Source organism: Pseudomonas sp. WC1 (assembly GCF_050586565.1).
Classification (GTDB): domain Bacteria; phylum Pseudomonadota; class Gammaproteobacteria; order Pseudomonadales; family Pseudomonadaceae; genus Aquipseudomonas.
Genome location: NZ_JBOBDQ010000018.1, coordinates 21572 through 38991 on the forward strand (window position 1 = coordinate 21572; position 17420 = coordinate 38991).

Sequence of the window (17420 nt, forward strand, 5' to 3'; positions counted from 1 at the left end):
TGCCGTTACCGGTAGGCGGTTTTTTTTGCTTCTTTTTTGCTGTCTACGCCTGCCCTTGCAGGAGCGGCCTTGTGTAAACAAACAGGAATAATCCTACCGGGTGTCGCATCCAGTAACGAGAAAGTCTCAAGCTTCGCCCCTGATCTGCCGTTAAAGCGGGCATCTGTATTCATCTATTCATGTGCACTGCCGATGAAGTAGGGGCACAATGCCATTATTGATCTGCCGGGTCGGAGATTACCCTTGTTTCGTCTATCCGCTGTACGCGCGAGCCACTTCCTGCCTTCGCTGATTCTGTTGCTGGCAGGGCTTGCGGCAGCCTATGTAAGGGACCTCAGCGTCTTCTTCACATCGCTGTTCAACGTTCTACCCACCTTGGTGCTTTTGCTGGGTGGCGCCTACTGCGCCGTATACCGCCGCCAGCGCGAGCTGTTCCTGATGGTCACGGTCTACATCGCCTATTTCCTGCTCGATACCCAGACCGACTTCTATCGCGACAATGGCCGGGTCCGCGAGGATGCCGCGGTGATCTTCCACCTGGTCTGTCTGCTGCTACCCGCGCTGTTCGGCCTGTACGGTGCGTGGCAGGAACGCACGCACCTGGCCCAGGACCTGCTGGCCCGCTTCGCCGTGCTGTTCGCCGTGAGCAGCGTGGCGGTGGCCCTGGAGCAGAGCTTCCCAGAGGCCCTGCTGGGCTGGTTGGCCGAGATCCGCTGGCCCTCGCTGCATGGCCAGTGGATGAGCCTCATCCAGTTGGCCTATCCGCTGTTCCTGGCGGTGTTCATCCTGCTGGTGGTGCAGTACCTGCGTGAGCCCAGGCCGTTGCATGCCGCGCAGATCATTGGCCTTATCGGCATCTTCTGGATGCTGCCCAAGACCTTCATCCTGCCGTTCACCCTGAACATCATGTGCAGCCAGGTGATGCTGATGATCGCCGCCGCGGTATCCCACGAGGCCTACCAGATGGCCTTCCGCGACGAGCTGACCGGCCTGCCGGGGCGGCGCGCCCTGAACGAGCGCATGCAGCGCCTGGGGCGCAACTATGTGATTGCCATGACCGACGTTGACCACTTCAAGAAATTCAACGACACCCATGGTCACGATGTCGGCGACCAGGTGTTGCGCCTGGTCGCCAGCCGCTTGTCCAAGGTGACCGGGGGCGGCCGCGCCTACCGTTACGGTGGCGAGGAATTCGCCCTGGTGTTCGCCGGCAAGACCGCCGAAGAATGCCTGCCGCACCTGGAGGCGGTGCGCGAGATGATCGCCAACTATGCGATCCAGTTGCGCGACCAGAACAGCCGCCCGCAGGATGACTCCACCGGTCGCCAGCGCCGTGGCGGAGGAGCAAACACCACGGTATCGGTAACTATCAGCATCGGCGTCGCCGAGCGCCAGATCGAGCACCGCAACCCCGAGGAAGTGCTCAAGTCCGCCGACCAGGCGCTGTACAGCGCCAAGGGCGCGGGGCGTAACTGCGTCATGACGTTCGGTCAGCAGTCGCGGCGTGGGGCCGTGCGCATGGCGAGTTAGGGCGTGACTATGCCTGACTATTCGGTCGCATGATGACCCTATGTCTCGTAAAAGTTGTTCGGTTACACTGCGTTCATCCCAGTGCCGCGGCCCTCACGGGCCGCCCCGACCCTTATAGCGAGAGGTTGTCATGGCTGAATATAAAGCGCCCCTGCGCGATATGCGCTTCGTCCTCAATGAAGTCTTCGACGTGGCCACGCTCTGGTCGCAGCTGCCCGGCCTTGCCGAGGCGGTCGATGCCGACACGGCGATGGCCGTGCTGGAGGAGGCCGGCAAGGTCACCGGCAAGACCATCGCGCCGCTGAGCCGCGCCGCCGATGAAGAGGGTTGCCACTGGGACAACGGCTCGGTGCGCACCCCGGAGGGCTTCATCGAGGCATACAACACTTATGCCGAAGGGGGCTGGGTCGGCGTTGGCGGAGATCCGCTCTTCGGTGGCATGGGCATGCCCAAGGTCGTCTCGGCCCAGGTCGAGGAAATGGTCAATGCCTCGAGCCTGGCCTTCGGCCTGTACCCGATGCTGACCGCCGGCGCCTGCCTGTCGATCAACGCCCACGCCAGTGAAGCGCTCAAGGAAAAGTACCTGCCGAACATGTACTCGGGTGTCTGGGCCGGCTCCATGTGCCTCACCGAGCCCCACGCCGGTACCGACCTGGGTATCATCCGCACCAAGGCCGAGCCCCAGGCTGATGGCAGCTACAAGGTCAGCGGCACCAAGATCTTCATCACCGGCGGCGAGCACGATCTCACCGAGAACATCATCCATCTGGTACTGGCCAAGCTGCCGGATGCACCGGCAGGCCCGAAAGGCATCTCGCTGTTCCTGGTACCCAAGTTCCTGGTCAACGAAGATGGCAGCCTCGGCGCGCGCAACCCGGCCACTTGCGGCTCGATCGAGCACAAGATGGGCATCCAGGGCTCGGCCACCTGCGTGATGAACTTCGACGAAGCGGTCGGCTATATCGTCGGCGAGCCGAACAAGGGCCTGGCGGCCATGTTCACCATGATGAACTACGAGCGCCTGGGTGTCGGCATCCAGGGCCTGGCCTCGGCCGAGCGTTCCTACCAGAATGCCGTGGAATACGCCCGTGACCGTCTGCAGAGCCGCGCCCCGACCGGTCCGCAGGCCAAGGACAAGGTGGCTGACCCGATCATCGTCCACCCGGACGTGCGGCGCATGTTGCTGACCATGAAGGCGCTGACCGAAGGCGGCCGGGCGTTCTCCACCTATGTGGCGATGCAGCTCGACAGCACCAAGTACAGCGAAGACGCCGCGACCCGCAAGCGCAGCGAGGAATTGGTGGCGTTGCTGACCCCGGTGGCCAAGGCCTTCCTCACCGACCTGGGCCTGGAGTGCACCGTGCATGGCCAGCAGGTCTTCGGCGGGCATGGCTACATCCGCGAATGGGGCCAGGAGCAACTGGTGCGCGATGTGCGCATCACCCAGATCTATGAAGGCACCAACGGCATCCAGGCACTGGATCTGGTCGGCCGCAAGGTGGTGGCCAGTGGTGGCGCCTATTACAAGCTGTTCGCCGACGAGATCCGCCAGTTCATCGCCGCCAATGCTGCTGATCTTGGCGAGTTCACCAAGCCCTTGGCAGCCTCCCTCGACCAGCTCGACGAGCTGACCAACTGGGTGCTGGATCAGGCCAAGGGCAACCCCAATGAGATCGGCGCGGCTTCGGTCGAGTACCTGCACGCATTCGGTTATGTCGCCTATGCCTACATGTGGGCACTGATGGCGCGCGCCGCCAAGGCCGGCGAAGGGGATGCTGATTTCTATGGCGCCAAGCTGGGCACGGCACGGTTCTACTTTGCCCGCCTGCTGCCTCGAGTCCATTCGCTGGCGGCGTCGGTGAGGGCAGGTAGCGAGTCGCTGTACCTGCTGGACGCCGCGCAGTTCTGACCCCGCCGGGCTGCCTGGCAGCCCATTTGCGGCATGAGGCCGCCCCCGCACCGGATGCAATTTCGGCTGCGAGGGCGGCCTTTTTGTTTGGTCGGCGGCGCATGTTTGTGAATGGACCTCTTTTGTAAGCTTTGGCTTACACGACGTGGTGACGTTTCGCCTCTTTCCTACGATTGGATCCACGGTTACTCTTTCTTACATGGACGTAGCGCAGGATGCGCAATGGACAGAGCAGGACGCCTTACAAGGAAGTTGCGCAGGAAGCGCGAAAAGATAGAACAGGGACAAGAAGGATTTCCTGCCAGGATGGCGGGGTGATAAGGATGTCGAAGGGAAACAGTCTGGAAAACCCCGCTTAGGCGGGGTTTTCTTTGTGCGCGTGTTTCAGCCAAGCACGTCCAGCGGCGAAACACCCAGCTGGCGTGGCTCGGCCTCTTCCTCCAGCAAGCTACGCAGCAGCTCGACCGAGGCCTGTTGACGTTGCGCGTCACGAAACACCAGGCCTACCTTCAACGGTATACGTGGCTCGCTGAGGGGCTTCCACAGCAGCTCCTGGTCGTCCTGTGCGGCATCCTTGGCCCGGCCCGGCAGGATGGTCACTAGCGCCGTGTGCGCCAGGCTGTCGAGGATCCCCGCCATGTTGTTCATCTCGGCCTGCACCTGCGGCCTGCGCCCTTGGCTGGCCAGCTGCGCCTTCCAGATCTGGCGGATCTGGAACTCCTCGCCAAGCATCAACATCGGCAACTCGGCCGCCTGACGGATCGAGACCTTCTTGAAGTCTTTCAAGGGGTGGGTACGGGGGATGACCAACTGCAGTTCATCTTCGTACAGCAGCAAGCCGTGCAGCCCCGGCTGGCGTGGTGGCAGGTAGCTGATGCCGATGTCCAGGCTACCGTTGAGCAGGCGCCGTTCGATCTCCGACCCCGACAGTTCATAGATCTGTACCACCAGGTGCGGTTGGGCTTTGCGCACCCGCTCCAGGAGTTGCGGTACCAGACTTGGCCGTACGGTCTGCAGCACACCGATGGCCAGGGTGCGCAGCGACTGGCCCTTGAAATTGCCCATGGCCTCGTGGGCCCGTTGCAGGCCATCGAGCAAGGGCACGGCGTGGTTGTACAGGGTATGCGCGGCGAGTGTGGGCAGCAGGCGTTTGTTGCTGCGTTCGAACAGGCTCAGGTCGAGGCTGTGCTCCAGCTGGCGAATCTGCTGCGACAGCGCTGGCTGGGACAGCGACAGGCGTTCGGCGGCGCGGCCCACATGGCCTTCTTCATAGACCGCGACGAAGTAGCGCAGTTGGCGAAAATCCATAAGTGATACTTATCGAAAAAGCTGAGAAAACGAAATGGCCGCGAATCGACCAGACGCCTAGTCTATCGCCGTATTCCAACGGGTTACAGCGCTCATCCCGGCGATTGTTACCCCAGGTGAAAAACACTTTTGATAGGCAAGGCAGAATATTCAATTCCGGCGCCAGACCGGAACCTTGACCGCCCACCACCGTGATTGGCCGGAGTCCCGATGAACCTGTTCAACCTGCGCCGTTCGGCACCCGCCGTCGCCGAGCCCAAGCGTGCCTTGGTGAGCGTGCCGGCCGCCGCGCAGTGCTCCCGCGAGCGGCTGATGCCCAGCATCGAACGTGCGCCGCACGTGTTCGTGCGCGGTCAGGGATCGTGGTTGTGGGATGACGAAGGGCACGCCTACCTGGACTTCACCCAGGGTTGTGCGGTGAACAGCCTGGGTCACAGCCCGAGCGTGCTGGTCAAGGCCCTGGGCGACCAGGCCCAGGCGTTGGTCAATCCCGGCGCGGGCTACCACAGCCGCGGCCTGCTGAACCTGGTCGAGCTGCTGTGCCAGCGCACTGGCAGTGATCAGGCCTACCTGCTCAACAGTGGCGCCGAGGCCTGCGAGGGTGCGATCAAGCTGGCGCGCAAATGGGGCCAACTGCACCGCAACGGCGCCTATCACATCATTACCGCCAGCCACGGCTGCCATGGGCGCACGCTCGGGGCGTTGTCGGCTTCCGACCCGCTGCCATGCAATCGTTGCGAGCCCGGCTTGCCGGGCTTCAGCAAGGTGCCGTTCAACGACCTGGCGGCGCTGCATGCGGCGGTCGACTCGCGCACCGTGGCAATCATGCTTGAGCCGATCCAGGGCGAAGCCGGCGTGATTCCGGCCACCCGCGAGTACCTCCAGGGTGTCGAGCAGTTGTGTCGTGAGCTGGGCATCCTGCTGATCCTCGATGAGGTGCAGACCGGTGTAGGACGTTGCGGCGCCCTGCTGGCAGAAGAAACCTACGGGGTGCGGGCCGACATCATCACCCTCGGCAAAGGCCTGGGCGGCGGTGTGCCGTTGGCGGCGCTGCTGGCCCGTGGGCGTGCCTGCTGCGCCGAGCCGGGCGAACTGGAAGGCAGCCACCATGGCAACGCACTGATGAGCGCTGCCGGGCTGGCTGTGCTGCAGGCCGTGCTGGATACGGGGTTCTTCGAGCAGGTGATGGACAGTGGTCGTCACCTGCGCGATGGCCTCAGCCGCCTGGCTGGTCGCTATGGCCAGGGCGAGGTGCGCGGTCAGGGGCTGCTGTGGGGGTTGCAACTGCGCGAGGGCGCCGCGGCGCAACTGGTCGAGGCTGCATTGCAGGAGGGCTTGCTGCTCAATGCGCCACAGGCCGACGTGGTGCGCTTCTCGCCGGCATTGACCGTGAGCAAGGGCAACATCGACGAGATGCTCTTGCGCCTGGCCCGGGCGTTCACCCGACTGCATGCCCAGCAGCACAATCGCCGTGAAGTGCCGGCCTGACCCGGCAGCCGACGTACAGAATTTCAACGAACCGTCTCGCGTTCCTGCGCATCGCCTCTGGTCTGAAATACATGGCCAGGGGCGTTTTTTTGTCCGGTGGAACCTCCGGCAGGTACGGCTAGTCTGTGTTGATACACCTTCAAGGAGCACACCGCATGGACTTCATCCGCATCATCATCGCCATCCTCCTGCCGCCGCTGGGCGTTTTCCTCCAGGTAGGGTTCGGTGGCGCGTTTTGGCTGAACATCCTGCTGACCTTGCTGGGTTACATCCCCGGGATCGTGCACGCGGTGTACATCATTGCCAAGCGCTGAGTGCATAGACCGCGCTGCAAGCATGATCAGCGTGGGATCGGCGCACCGCCGCTCCCACGCCGTTGCAGTTGAAGCCTGAAGCTATGTTTTGCCCTACCGGCCAAGCAGCCGGCAGTAGAACTTCCACTCTGAGTCGAGCGCATGCGCCAAATTCGCCGCCTGGCGGAACCCATGCCGCTCGCCCGCATAAAAATGCCCCTCGGCTTGGATTCCATTGGCCTGTAGGGCCTCGAGCATCAAGCGTGTCTGCTCAGGTACCACTACCGCATCCAGCTCACCCTGGAAGAAAATCACCGGTACCTTGATCCGCCCGGCGTGCAGCAATGGTGTGCGCTGGCGATACCGTTCGGCATCGCGCTGCGGGTCGCCGATCAGCCAGTCCAGGTAGTCGCCTTCGAACTTGTGGGTGGCCCGGCCCAGCGCCTCGGGGTCGCTGACGCCGTACAGGCTGGCGCCGCCACGGAACACATCCTGGAAGGCCAAGGCGCATAGGGTGGTGTAGCCGCCGGCGCTGCCACCGCGGATGAAGGCCTGGGCCGGGTCGATCAAGCCCTGCTCGGCAAGATGCCTGACCGCAGCGCAAGCGTCCTCGACGTCGCATTCGCCCCAACGCAGGTGCAGCGCCTGGCGGTAGGCGCGACCGTAGCCGCTGCTGCCTCGGTAGTTGAGGTCGGCCACGGCGAAGCCGCGTTGGGTCCAGTACTGGATGCGCGGGTCGAGCACCGGGTAGCAGGCCGAGGTCGGGCCGCCATGGATGAACACAACCAGTGGGGGGAGGCCGGCCGTACCTTGCATGGCCGGATAGAAGAAACCGTGGGCCGAGCCATCGCCACTGGCATAGTGGATCGGCTGCGGGCGGCTGATGTATTCCACCGGCAGCACCTCGGCGCCGCCTGCCAGTACTTCGACTTCGTGGCTGCGCCGGTCGATGGCGATCACCGCCGGTGGGCTGATCGGCGAGGCGGCCACTGCATAGATGCGCTCGTTGTCCAAGGCCAGGCTACGGAACCGTGTGTAAGCACTGGCATAACGCTCCACTTCGCCAGTGTCACGGCGCAACCCCAGTTGCCCGAAGCCGTTCTCGAACCAGCTGGCCAGGTAGCTGGTGGGGCCGAGGGCCAGCCAGGTGCTGGCGCCCAGTTGCCAGGGCGCGGTGGCATGATCGGCGGCCGCTGCGGGGAGGCGTTGCCAGCCCCCGTCGAGTTCGCCCCAAGGCTGCCAGAAACCCTCGCGGTCGGACAGGCAGTGCAAGCGGCCCTGCTCGTCGAAGCGCGGCTGCTGCAACGATTCGTCCTGCGCGGCGATGCAGCGTGCCGTTCCCCAGGCACCGGACGGGGCGCGCTCGCGACACATCAGCCGGGTAACGGTCCAGGGTTGCGCCGGGCGGTCCCATTCGATCCAGGCCAGGCGGCAGCCATCTTGGCTCAGCGTTGGCGAGGCGTAGAAGTCGGCGCCTTCGGCCAGGACTTCCCGATGACCCGCCGCGAGGCTGACCAGGCGATGCTCGACCTGTTGGGCATGGCGTTCCTCGACGGCCAGCACCTGGCCGGCATGCCACTGGACATCGCCGTAGCGACAATCGCCGGCGTGGCTGAGCGGACGCGGGGGGCTGCCGTCGAAACCCTGGGTGTAGACCTGCTGGTCCTGTTCGTTGACGAACACCAGCCCGTCGCCACCGAGGCAAAAGCTGCCGCCGCCGTATTCATAGACCCGGCTGCGCACACTGTAGCCGTCCGGGGTCAGGCAGCGAGCCTGGTGGTCGAGCCAATGCCAGATGCGGCAGGCGCCATCGGCGGGCCGGAACTCGTTCCAGAACACACCCTGTTCGCCGACCTTCAGCTCGGCGAAATCGGTCCCGGCGGCCACGGCCTGGGTGGCGCTGAACTCAGCCGCGGGCAATGACATGGGAGTTGCGCTCGTTGCGAAAGGTCATCTGTTCAATCTCCAACGTGGCGTGCTCGGCTTCCTCGCGGGCCTTGAGGATGATGCCGTGGTCCGGTGACTTGGCGCACACCGGGTCGGCCTTGCTGGCATCGCCGGTGAGCATGAAGGCCTGGCAGCGGCAGCCGCCGAAGTCCTTTTCCTTTTCGTCGCACGAGCGGCACGGCTCGGGCATCCAGTCATTGCCTCGGAAGCGGTTGAAGCCGAACGAGTCGTACCAGATGTGGCGCAGGTCATGGTCGCGCACATTGGGGAACTGCACCGGCAGCTGGCGCGCGCCATGGCAGGGCAGGGCGGTGCCGTCCGGGGTAATGGTCAGGAACAGGCTGCCCCAGCCATTCATGCAGGCCTTGGGGCGCTCTTCGTAGTAGTCGGGGGTGACGAAGATCAGCTTGCACGGGCTGCCTTCGGCCTTGAGCTTGTCGCGGTACTCATTGGTGATGCGCTCGGCCCGTTCCAGCTGGGCGCGGGTCGGCAGCAGGCCAAGGCGGTTGAGGTGCGCCCAGCCGTAGAACTGGCAGGTGGCCAGCTCCACGAAGTCGGCCTCAAGGGCGATGCACAGCTCGATGATGCGGTCGATCCGGTCGATGTTGTGCCGATGGGTGACGAAGTTGAGCACCATCGGGTAGCCGTGGGCCTTCACCGCCCGGGCCATCTCCAGCTTCTGCGCGAAGGCCTTTTTCGAGCCGGCCAGGAGGTTGTTTACCTGCTCGTCGCTGGCCTGGAAGCTGATCTGGATATGGTCCAGCCCGGCCTGTTTGAAGGCGGCGATCTTCTGTTCGGTCAGGCCGATGCCGGAGGTGATCAGGTTGGTGTAGTAGCCCAGGCGCCGAGCTTCAGCGATCAGTTCGGCAAGGTCCTGGCGCACCAGCGGCTCGCCGCCGGAGAAGCCGATCTGCGCGGCACCCATCTCGCGGGCTTCGGCCATTACCTTGAACCACTGCTCGGTGCTCAGCTCCTTGCCCTGCTCGGCGAAATCCAGTGGGTTGGAGCAGTACGGGCACTGCAAAGGGCAGCGGTAGGTGAGCTCGGCCAGCAGCCACAAGGGCAGGCCGACCGGCACCTCAGGCGAGGGTGATCCAGTGTTCGGCACGGGCCACCTCCATGAATTGCTCGATGTCGTCGGCGACTTCGGGCACATCGGGGAATTGCTGTTGCAGCTCGCCGATGATCGCGGCGACGCTGCGCTGGCCATCGATCAGCCCGCCGATCAGGCCGGCGCTGTCGTTGAGCTTGATCATCCCTTCGGGGTACAGCAGCACATGGCCCTTTTGCGCGGGCTCGTACTGGAAACGATAGCCGGGGCGCCAGGCGGGCACCTGTTGACGGTCGAAACTCATAGGGCGATCCCCTTGTGCCAGACCCGCTCGGCGGTGACGCTGTGGTACGGCGGGCGGTTCAGTTCATAGGCCATGCTCATGGCGTCGAGCATGCTCCACAGGATATCCAGCTTGAATTGCAGGATCTCCAGCATGCGCTCCTGCCCTTCGCGGGTGGTGTAGTGCTGCAGGGTGATCGCCAGGCCGTGTTCCACATCACGCCGGGCCTGGCCGAGGCGGGTACGGAAGTATTCGTAGCCGGCCGGGTCGATCCAGGGGTAGTGCTGCGGCCAGCTGTCCAGACGCGACTGGTGGATCTGCGGGGCGAACAGCTCGGTCAGCGAGCTGCTGGCGGCCTCCTGCCAGCTGGCGCGGCGGGCGAAGTTGACGTAGGCGTCCACGGCAAAGCGCACGCCGGGCAGCACCAGCTCCTGGCTGCGCAATTGGTCCGGGTCCAGGCCCACGGCCTGGCCCAGGCGTAGCCAGGCTTCGATACCGCCATCCTCGCCGGGCGCGCCATCGTGGTCGAGCAGGCGCTGGATCCACTCGCGGCGCACTTCGCGGTCCGGGCAGTTGGCCAGGATCGCCGCATCCTTCATCGGGATGTTCACCTGGTAGTAGAAGCGGTTGGCCACCCAGCCCTGGATCTGCTCGCGGCTGGCGCGGCCTTCATACATCGCCACGTGGTAGGGGTGATGGATGTGGTAGTAGGCGCCCTTGGCGCGCAGGGCCTGCTCGAACTCGGCAGGGGACATCGGCGTTGCGTCGCTCACAGGGCCTCCTTACAGCTCGATACTCATGCCATCAAAGGCGACTTCCACGCCCCGGCGCTGTACTTCGGCGCGTTCCGGCGAGTCTTCGTCGAGGATCGGGTTGGTGTTGTTGATGTGGATAAGCACCTTGCGCTGACGTGGGAAGCCGTCCAGCACCTCGAGCATGCCGCCCGCGCCATTCTGCGCCAGGTGACCCATCTCGCGGCCGGTGCGGGTACCGACGCCGCGGCGCTGCATTTCATCATCCTCCCACAGGGTGCCGTCGACCAGCAGGCAGTCGGCGCCATGCATCATCTCCAGCAGCTTGGCGTCGACCTGGCCCAGGCCCGGCGCGTAGAACAACTTGCCGCCGGTGCGGGTGTCCTCCACCAGCAGCCCGAGGTTGTCGCCGGGGTGCGGGTCGAAACGGTGCGGCGAGTAGGGCGGCGCGGCGCTGCGCAGCGGGAAGGGAGTGAAGCGCAGGTTCGGACAGGCATCGATGACAAAGCTGCCATCAAGCTCGATGCAGTTCCACACCAGCCCGCCGTTCCAGTGGCTGAGCATGTTGAACAGCGGGAAGCCGGTGCTCAGGTCCTGGTGGACCATGTCGGTGCACCACACCTGGTGCGGGCAGCCTTCGCGCAGGCTGAGCAGGCCGGTGGTGTGATCGATCTGGCTGTCGAGCAGGACAATTGCATCGATACCGGTGTCACGCAGGGCCCGGGCCGGCTGCATCGGCGCGAAGGCCTGGAGCTGGGCGCGGATGTCCGGCGAGGCGTTGCACAGGATCCAGTGCTCGCCGTCGTCGGACAGGGCGATGGACGACTGGGTACGTGCCGTGGCGCGCAGGGTGCCGTCGCGGTAGCCCTTGCAGTTGACGCAGTTGCAGTTCCACTGGGGGAAGCCGCCACCGGCGGCGGAACCGAGAATCTGGATGTACATGCGCGCCCTCGTAAACGCTGATCCGAAAAACGACAACGCCCCGGCGGGCCGAGGCGTCGTAACGCACTGCCGCTTAGCGGTTGGCGAAGTACATGGTCACTTCGAAGCCGATACGCAGGTCAGTGTATGCAGGTTTGGTCCACATGGGTTTGCTCCTTCCGGATGGGGTTTGAGGTGGTCGGTTCATTATTGGGTTCTCCCAGGGACGAGAGGTTCCATTGGCCGAGATTGCGCTATCTTACAAGAAAAAATTGTACCGAAAGGTTAATTATTCGAAATGCGCCCTTGCACAAGCGGTAACAATCACCGCTGACGTCATCGCCATTTGGCGTCCGGCGCGGCGGCATTGGCCAGGCACAGCCAACCGTGCCTGGCGTCGATGAGTTGCTGCAGCAGTTCGTCCAACTGAACTTGCTCGACATTGAGAATAGATCGGCGCATGCGGGGCAGGTCCGGATTGTGTGTCGCCATATGTGCTTGCCAGGCCCATTGCGCGACATCGGCATTGCTCATCGCCGTTTCGTCGAATTGATCGGCGAGCTGGGTACGGGCAGCTGCGTTCAGCGTGGCGCCTTGGCGCAGCAGATTCAGCAGGTGGCCAAGGATCTCTGCGTGGCTGGCATGCGGCGATTGCACGCCGAACAGGAGCCCGCCGTAGCCTTCGATCTGACGAAAGGCGCTGAACACCGCATAACCCAGTTGTAGCTCGACGCGCAGGCGTTGATAGACCGGGCCCTGCAACAGCTGGGCCAGCAGGCGGCCGGCAGGGTGCAGGCGCGCAGGCAATGGGCAGAACAGCAACAGTGCGGGCTCGCTGCCCGTAGTCGGGATCTGCCGCCAGTGGCGCTCGTGGATCGGACGTGGCGCTGAAGGCTCGGCAGGTTGGCCCATGAGGCTTTGCAGTACCGTTCCCAGCGCCCCCTGTTGCGCTGCGTCGAATCCTTGCGCCAATCCCTGCCACCGGGCCTGTCGCCAGAGTGAGTCGAGCTGCGGCTGGTCCGGCGTGCAGGCCTGCAGTGGTTGTATTGCGCCCATCAGCAAAGTGTCTGGCAGTGCCTTGAGCAGGGTGCGGATCGGTATCAAGGGTGCTTCGGCTGCCGCTGGCGCGTGCCAATGCTCCCTGGCAGGCGAACGCAGCAACGCAAGCGCCTCCTGCGTGGCGTTGATCACGGCCAGGGGATGCCCCGCCAGACGCAACTGCCAGTACTCGCCGCAGGCCTCGAAGCCCAGTTGCAATGCCGCCTGCGTGGCACGTTCGCGCAACGGTCGAAGGCTATGCTCGAGAACGGGCCACAGGCGTTGGCGCAGAGGTGACAAAACCTGCCAGCGCAGATCCAGCGCCGCGAACTGGCGTGCTGGCGGCAGGCCGTCACCGATACCGAGCGCGGCTGGCAAAACGCTGCCGATCATTGGCAGTGCGTCTGCCAGCAGTACTTCTTCGGGAGGGAGCTGCCAGTCTCCTGCCGCTGTGGATGGCAGGTCGGCCAGCAGTGCATCGAAGGCGGCCAGGCCTTGGCCCGACAGGCCGCTGAACGGCCGCCCTGCGCTGTCGCGCTGGGCCAGTTCGAGCGCGCTGCCAGCTTGCTCCCGGCGTTGCTGCAGTTGCGTGAAGCGCAGGTTCAGCTGCCCAGGATCCTGCTGCCGTAGAAAACCCAGCCAGCCATACAGCAGCGCCCGGGCCTCGGCCAGGCAGGCTTCGTCCGCCAGCTGCAACTGGACATGCCAGAGCAGTTGCCCGGCATGGGCGTGGAGTTGTTGCGCCTTGCAGTCCTGCAGCCAGCCGCGCTTGCGCAAGGCATCCAGCCAACCGCCAGGCCGGCTGTCGGTGAGCTGGGCCAGTAACAATTCAAGCGCCTGTTCCGCGCCTTCCGGCACGCTGTCATGGGCGAACAGCCAGTCATGACGGGCACCCCATGCGGTTGGCTGGCGCAAAGGCGCTTCGAGCAACGTGGGCGGCCGGTTGCGTACGGTGCCCGCACCCTGGGCGAACAGCTCGCCGTACTGTCTGCCCAATAGTGTCAGCTCATCCAGCGACTGCGGGCCGGCCAGGCTCAAGGTGAGCTGCTTGCCTTGATAGTTGCGTTGATGGAACCGTCTCAGTCCTTGCTGGAAGGCCGGGCTTTCCAGCGGCAGGCTGTAGCGGTTGCCGGCATGGAAAGCGCTCAGCGGATGGCGCGCCGACACCGATTGCAACAGGGTGAACTGGCGTTGGGCTTCGGGGTTGCGCGACCAGGCGATGAACTCGGCATGGATCACCTCGCGTTCGCGGCGCTGGCGCTCGATGGCAAAGTCCGGCTCGGCGAGCATCTGGCACAGGCGCTCCAGCCCGCCGGCCAGCGCCGCGGGCGGCACTTCGAAGAAGAAGTCGGTGGTGCGCTCGCGGGTGCTGGCGTTGACCTGGCCCCCCAGGCCCTGGACATAGCGCATGAGGCCGTCGTCCAGCGGGAAGCGCGCGGTGCCGAGGAAGAACAGGTGTTCGAGAAAGTGTGCCAGGCCCGGCCAGCGTGCCGGGGCATCGTGGCTGCCGGCATGCACCCGTAGCGCTGCCGCCGCGCGCTTGAGGCGCGGGGCATGGCGCAGGGTCAGGCGCAGGCCGTTGGCAAGGGTAAGGTGGCGGATGGCGTCGGACATGACGCCATGCTAGCGCGCAATGCTGAGGTTGTCTGTTCTGGCTGGCCCCCTACGGTAGCCGGCTTGCCGAGGCGACAGGCCGCGAAGTGGCGCAATCAGTGCAGATCCCGACGCAGGTCCGCCAAGTAGGGAAACGCTTCGCGCCCTTTCAATATCCGCTCGCGCTGCAGATCTGCCAGCAACAGTCCTTCCTCGTGGTCGGCCATCGCCAGTACATCGCCGTCCGGCCCGATGATGCTGCTCTGCCCGCAATACTGGATCTCGCCCTCGCTGCCGCGGTAGTTGGCGTATACCAGGTAGCACTGGTTCTCCTGCGCTCGCGAGCGCACGGTCACTTGGCAGACGAAGTCGTAGGGCGCCATGTTTGCCGTAGGCACCAGGATCAGCTCGGCGCCGTTCAGCGCCAGGCGCCGGGCGTTCTCCGGGAACTCGATGTCGTAGCAGATCAGCATGCCGACCTTCCAGCCCTCCAGCTCGACGACCGGGAAGTGATCGCCGCCCGGGCTGAACATCGAGCGGTCCAGCTCACCGAACAGGTGGGTCTTGCGGTAGTTGCACAGGCTGCGGCCATGGGCGTCGATCAGTTGCACGCTGTTGTAGATCGCCCCGTCCTCGGCCCGCTCGGGGTAGCCATAGACGATGGCGATGCGGTGCGCCTGGGCAATCTCGACGACGCTCATCGCCGAGGGGCCGTCCTCGGCCTCGGCCAGGCGTTCCACCTGGTCCAGGCCGATGTTGTAGCCGCTGAGGAACATCTCCGGGCACACCAGCAACCGGGCGCCGCGGGCGGCGGCCAGCTGGGCCTGGTGCTGCAGGCGCTCGAGGTTGCCGGGCACGTCCAATGGCTGTGGCGTGCCCTGATACAGGGCGATGCGCATGGCGCTACTCCTTCGCTCAGTCGGCCAGGGCGATCGGACCGATCTCGTGGAACACATCGCCCGGGCCGGGGTTGTCCGGGTGGGTCTGGCCACCGAAGTGGTTGATGATACCCCACACGGCATTGAGCGACGTCTGCACCGCGCCTTCCACCCAGGCCGGGGTCCACGATACGTCGTCACCGGCGATGAAGATGCCGCGCTGCTCGGCGGGCATGTCGGCCTGCATGAAGTGCGCGTACATGCGCTGGTTGTAGCGGTAGTGGCCCGGCAGCGCGCCCTTGAAGGCACCGAGGAAGTGCGGGTCGGCCTCCCACGAGATGGTGATCGGATCGCCGATGATATGCCCGGCGATATCGGTCTTGGGGTAGATCTTCTTCAGCGCGTCGAGAGCCAGTTGCACGCGCTTTTCGGTCGGGTGCGGCAGCATCTTCAGGGCGTCGCTCATCCAGGCGTAGGACAGGCAGATCACCCCCGGCTTGTCGTCGCCGTTGTCGAACAGGTAGGTGCCGCGGGTCAGGCGGTCGGTGAGGGTCATGCTCATCAGGTCGCGACCGGTCTGCGGGTCTTTGTCCTTCCAGAACGGGCGATCGACCATGACGAAGGTCTTCGACGACTGCATGTAGCGGGTGCGGTCCAGGGCCATCCACATTTTCTGCGAGAACAGCGACTCTTCGCAGTCGATCTGGGTGGTCAGCAGCCAGCTCTGGCAGGTGGTGAGCACAGCAGCGTAGTGGCGCACGTCACCGTAGTTGTCGGTGACCGCCAGGCGCCCATCGCTGGCGCGGGCGATGCGCTTGACCCCGGTGCGCGGCGCGCCGCCATGCAGCGTACTGAGGCTGGTGCCCGCCGGCCAGTGGGCGCAGCGCTCCGGTACATGGCGCCAGATGCCTTGTGGCACCTGCTCGACGCCGCCGACCACCAGGTGCTGGTGGTCGTCGCAGTTGGTCATCACCACGCGGAAGATTTCCAGCATCGAGTTGGGGAAGTCCGAGTCCCAGCCGCCGGTGCCGAAGCCCACCTGGCCGAACACCTCGCGGTGCTGGAAGCTCAGCTTGGCGAACGAGCGCGAGGTGGCGACGAAGTCATAGAAAGTGCGGTCGTCCCACAGCGGCACCAGCTTGTTCCACAGGTCTTTCAGGCGTGGTACGTCGCGGTCGCGAATGGCCTGCTGAATGTCGGCGAACTGCGCACCGCTCTCCAGGGCGTCGGCCCAGGCGTCGGCCACTTCGTGGAACAGCTGCGGCAGGTCGGCGTACTTCTCGGCGTAGTAGGTCTGGCCTTCCAGGTCGATCACCGTACTCCCTGAGGCCGGCGTCAGCGGGTTGGGGAAGGGCTTGGTCTCCAGGCCCAGTTTGTCGACGTAGTGGTAGAAGGCGGTGGACGACACCGGGAAACGCATGCCGCCCAGTTCGGCGACGATGCCGTCGGTGCCGTTGAACACCTGCGAACGCAGCCTGCCACCCAGCTTGGAAGCTTCGTACACCACGGGCTTGAGGCCCAGCTTCATCAACTCGTACGCCGCCACCAGCCCGGCAATACCGCCACCGACGATCGCCACTTCTTCGCCATGGCGCGCCTCGGGAATGCTGCCCAGGCCGGCCGGGTGCTCCAGCCAGTCGTCGAAGGCGAAGGGAAAGTCCGGGCCGAAGATGGTGATGGGTTTCTTGCCGTCGGCGGGGTGGCGGTTTTTCTTGTTCATGTAATGACCTTGCCAGGGGCTGCGCAGGGGGCGGAGCCTGAGTATAGAGAATGCCTGGTGGCCATTTTATGAAGTGGGGTGTTCGTTATTAAGGTGAAAATCGACGTCGTTATGTGATTTGTTTCGTCTTGATGATTGATGTTTATTAAAAAATGACGAATCAGCTCAATGATGCCAGGTGCTCGACGGTTTCAGGGTACTTCTGCACCAACCGGATCAGCGCCACGGCCTGGGCGTTGGGCTTGGAGCGGCCTTGCTCCCAGCTCTCCAGGGTGCGGGCGTTGGTGCGCAGGTACGCGGCAAATACCGCCCGGGACATGTTCAGGCGCTGGCGCAGCTCGGTCAGTTCATTGGGGGCCAGTGGGGCCAGTTCCTCGAAGGCTACCTTGTGCGAACGCAGGGTCAGTTTGCCGGCGCGCTCATCGGCAAGGGCGTCGAAACCTTCGGTGAGTTCAGTGAAGATGTTGCGTGGCATTGGTGGCTCCTGCTTTTCAGGTGCACCATAATGCCACTTCTATACGTGATTTACGTATAGAGCATTACTTTCAAATTGTTTCACTTGGCGGGTTTCCAAGTCCTGAGGCGAGATGCATCCCTCGCCCAGCACCATGCCCCCGAGGCGGGGCGGGCGATGATCTGGTCGATCCTGCATTCGGCGGAAACGGTACGGGCGCTGCTGGAAGGGCTGCTCGACGCGATGGAGGCCTGA

15 protein-coding genes are annotated in these 17420 nt (G+C 64.4%); 4 read left to right on the forward strand and 11 right to left on the reverse strand.

Features of this window, described 5'->3' with window-relative positions; translation table 11 throughout:
* Positions 1 to 243: 243 nt before the first annotated feature.
* Both ACQ4OD_RS10745 and ACQ4OD_RS10750 read left to right on the forward strand, forming a co-directional pair.
* On the forward strand, positions 244 to 1530 hold the full coding sequence (locus ACQ4OD_RS10745) for a GGDEF domain-containing protein (protein ID WP_198753797.1): 1287 nt from the start codon (positions 244 to 246) through the stop codon (positions 1528 to 1530).
* 130 nt (positions 1531 to 1660) lie between these two features.
* Positions 1661 to 3439 carry an acyl-CoA dehydrogenase C-terminal domain-containing protein gene (locus tag ACQ4OD_RS10750; RefSeq protein ID WP_198753798.1) on the forward strand — a complete coding sequence of 593 codons (1779 nt, stop codon included), beginning with the start codon at positions 1661 to 1663 and terminating at the stop codon, positions 3437 to 3439.
* A gap of 384 nt (positions 3440 to 3823) precedes the next feature.
* Here the strand turns inward: ACQ4OD_RS10750 and ACQ4OD_RS10755 are convergent, their stop codons facing one another.
* Positions 3824 to 4747, reverse strand: coding sequence for a LysR family transcriptional regulator (locus tag ACQ4OD_RS10755; protein ID WP_139668024.1), 924 nt, complete (start codon positions 4745 to 4747; stop codon positions 3824 to 3826).
* Between the two features lie 210 nt (positions 4748 to 4957).
* On the opposite strand from ACQ4OD_RS10755, the gene ACQ4OD_RS10760 reads away from it, so the two are divergent.
* Together ACQ4OD_RS10760 and ACQ4OD_RS10765 are read left to right on the forward strand one after the other, a co-directional pair.
* Complete coding sequence (locus ACQ4OD_RS10760) at positions 4958 to 6235, forward strand: aspartate aminotransferase family protein (RefSeq protein ID WP_198753799.1); 1278 nt, start codon at positions 4958 to 4960, stop codon at positions 6233 to 6235.
* A gap of 155 nt (positions 6236 to 6390) precedes the next feature.
* Positions 6391 to 6549: a YqaE/Pmp3 family membrane protein gene (locus tag ACQ4OD_RS10765; RefSeq protein ID WP_003177654.1), complete on the forward strand. Its 159-nt coding sequence runs from the start codon at positions 6391 to 6393 to the stop codon at positions 6547 to 6549.
* 93 nt (positions 6550 to 6642) lie between these two features.
* On the opposite strand, the gene ACQ4OD_RS10770 is transcribed toward ACQ4OD_RS10765, so the two are convergent.
* The 10 genes from ACQ4OD_RS10770 to ACQ4OD_RS10815 all read right to left on the reverse strand — a co-directional run bounded on the left by ACQ4OD_RS10770 (position 6643) and on the right by ACQ4OD_RS10815 (position 17186).
* Positions 6643 to 8454 carry a prolyl oligopeptidase family serine peptidase gene (locus ACQ4OD_RS10770; protein ID WP_430944270.1) on the reverse strand — a complete coding sequence of 604 codons (1812 nt, stop codon included), beginning with the start codon at positions 8452 to 8454 and terminating at the stop codon, positions 6643 to 6645.
* Positions 8435 to 9583, reverse strand: a complete 1149-nt coding sequence (gene pqqE / locus ACQ4OD_RS10775; protein ID WP_430944271.1) for a pyrroloquinoline quinone biosynthesis protein PqqE — start codon at positions 9581 to 9583, stop codon at positions 8435 to 8437. Before pqqE ends, ACQ4OD_RS10770 begins: the two co-directional genes overlap by 20 nt.
* Positions 9555 to 9830 carry a pyrroloquinoline quinone biosynthesis peptide chaperone PqqD gene (pqqD, locus tag ACQ4OD_RS10780; protein WP_102681910.1) on the reverse strand — a complete coding sequence of 92 codons (276 nt, stop codon included), beginning with the start codon at positions 9828 to 9830 and terminating at the stop codon, positions 9555 to 9557. Before pqqD ends, pqqE begins: the two co-directional genes overlap by 29 nt.
* Positions 9827 to 10564: a pyrroloquinoline-quinone synthase PqqC gene (gene pqqC, locus ACQ4OD_RS10785; protein ID WP_177485975.1), complete on the reverse strand. Its 738-nt coding sequence runs from the start codon at positions 10562 to 10564 to the stop codon at positions 9827 to 9829. Before pqqC ends, pqqD begins: the two co-directional genes overlap by 4 nt.
* Positions 10565 to 10591: 27 nt before the next feature.
* Positions 10592 to 11503, reverse strand: a complete 912-nt coding sequence (gene pqqB, locus ACQ4OD_RS10790; protein ID WP_198753801.1) for a pyrroloquinoline quinone biosynthesis protein PqqB — start codon at positions 11501 to 11503, stop codon at positions 10592 to 10594.
* Positions 11504 to 11576: 73 nt separating this feature from the next.
* Positions 11577 to 11648 carry a pyrroloquinoline quinone precursor peptide PqqA gene (gene pqqA / locus ACQ4OD_RS10795; protein ID WP_003243383.1) on the reverse strand — a complete coding sequence of 24 codons (72 nt, stop codon included), beginning with the start codon at positions 11646 to 11648 and terminating at the stop codon, positions 11577 to 11579.
* Positions 11649 to 11818: 170 nt separating this feature from the next.
* Positions 11819 to 14134 carry a pyrroloquinoline quinone biosynthesis protein PqqF gene (pqqF, locus tag ACQ4OD_RS10800; RefSeq protein WP_430944272.1) on the reverse strand — a complete coding sequence of 772 codons (2316 nt, stop codon included), beginning with the start codon at positions 14132 to 14134 and terminating at the stop codon, positions 11819 to 11821.
* Between the two features lie 95 nt (positions 14135 to 14229).
* Positions 14230 to 15012 (reverse strand): carbon-nitrogen hydrolase family protein, encoded by a 783-nt coding sequence (locus tag ACQ4OD_RS10805; protein ID WP_430944273.1) that lies wholly within the window; start codon positions 15010 to 15012, stop codon positions 14230 to 14232.
* Between the two features lie 16 nt (positions 15013 to 15028).
* The gene (locus tag ACQ4OD_RS10810; RefSeq protein ID WP_102681915.1) at positions 15029 to 16711 is read right to left on the reverse strand and encodes a flavin monoamine oxidase family protein; all 1683 of its coding nucleotides are present in this window, start codon (positions 16709 to 16711) and stop codon (positions 15029 to 15031) included.
* A 160-nt stretch (positions 16712 to 16871) separates the two neighbouring features.
* A complete protein-coding gene (locus tag ACQ4OD_RS10815) occupies positions 16872 to 17186 on the reverse strand; it encodes a helix-turn-helix domain-containing protein (protein ID WP_023630006.1) in 315 nt (104 codons plus the stop codon).
* Positions 17187 to 17420 lie beyond the last annotated feature (234 nt).

Bases quoted from the DNA above. Each gene is read 5' to 3' on its own strand.
- ACQ4OD_RS10750 (WP_198753798.1), top strand. From the start codon at position 1,661: ATGGCTGAATATAAAGCGCCCCTGCGCGATATGCGCTTCGTCCTCAAT.
- ACQ4OD_RS10755 (WP_139668024.1), bottom strand. From the start codon at position 4,747: ATGGATTTTCGCCAACTGCGCTACTTCGTCGCGGTCTATGAAGAAGGC.
- ACQ4OD_RS10760 (WP_198753799.1), top strand. From the start codon at position 4,958: ATGAACCTGTTCAACCTGCGCCGTTCGGCACCCGCCGTCGCCGAGCCC.
- ACQ4OD_RS10765 (WP_003177654.1), top strand. From the start codon at position 6,391: ATGGACTTCATCCGCATCATCATCGCCATCCTCCTGCCGCCGCTGGGC.
- ACQ4OD_RS10770 (WP_430944270.1), bottom strand. From the start codon at position 8,454: ATGTCATTGCCCGCGGCTGAGTTCAGCGCCACCCAGGCCGTGGCCGCC.
- pqqD (WP_102681910.1), bottom strand. From the start codon at position 9,830: ATGAGTTTCGACCGTCAACAGGTGCCCGCCTGGCGCCCCGGCTATCGT.
- pqqC (WP_177485975.1), bottom strand. From the start codon at position 10,564: ATGTCCCCTGCCGAGTTCGAGCAGGCCCTGCGCGCCAAGGGCGCCTAC.
- pqqB (WP_198753801.1), bottom strand. From the start codon at position 11,503: ATGTACATCCAGATTCTCGGTTCCGCCGCCGGTGGCGGCTTCCCCCAG.
- pqqF (WP_430944272.1), bottom strand. From the start codon at position 14,134: ATGTCCGACGCCATCCGCCACCTTACCCTTGCCAACGGCCTGCGCCTG.
- ACQ4OD_RS10805 (WP_430944273.1), bottom strand. From the start codon at position 15,012: ATGCGCATCGCCCTGTATCAGGGCACGCCACAGCCATTGGACGTGCCC.
- ACQ4OD_RS10810 (WP_102681915.1), bottom strand. From the start codon at position 16,711: ATGAACAAGAAAAACCGCCACCCCGCCGACGGCAAGAAACCCATCACC.
- ACQ4OD_RS10815 (WP_023630006.1), bottom strand. From the start codon at position 17,186: ATGCCACGCAACATCTTCACTGAACTCACCGAAGGTTTCGACGCCCTT.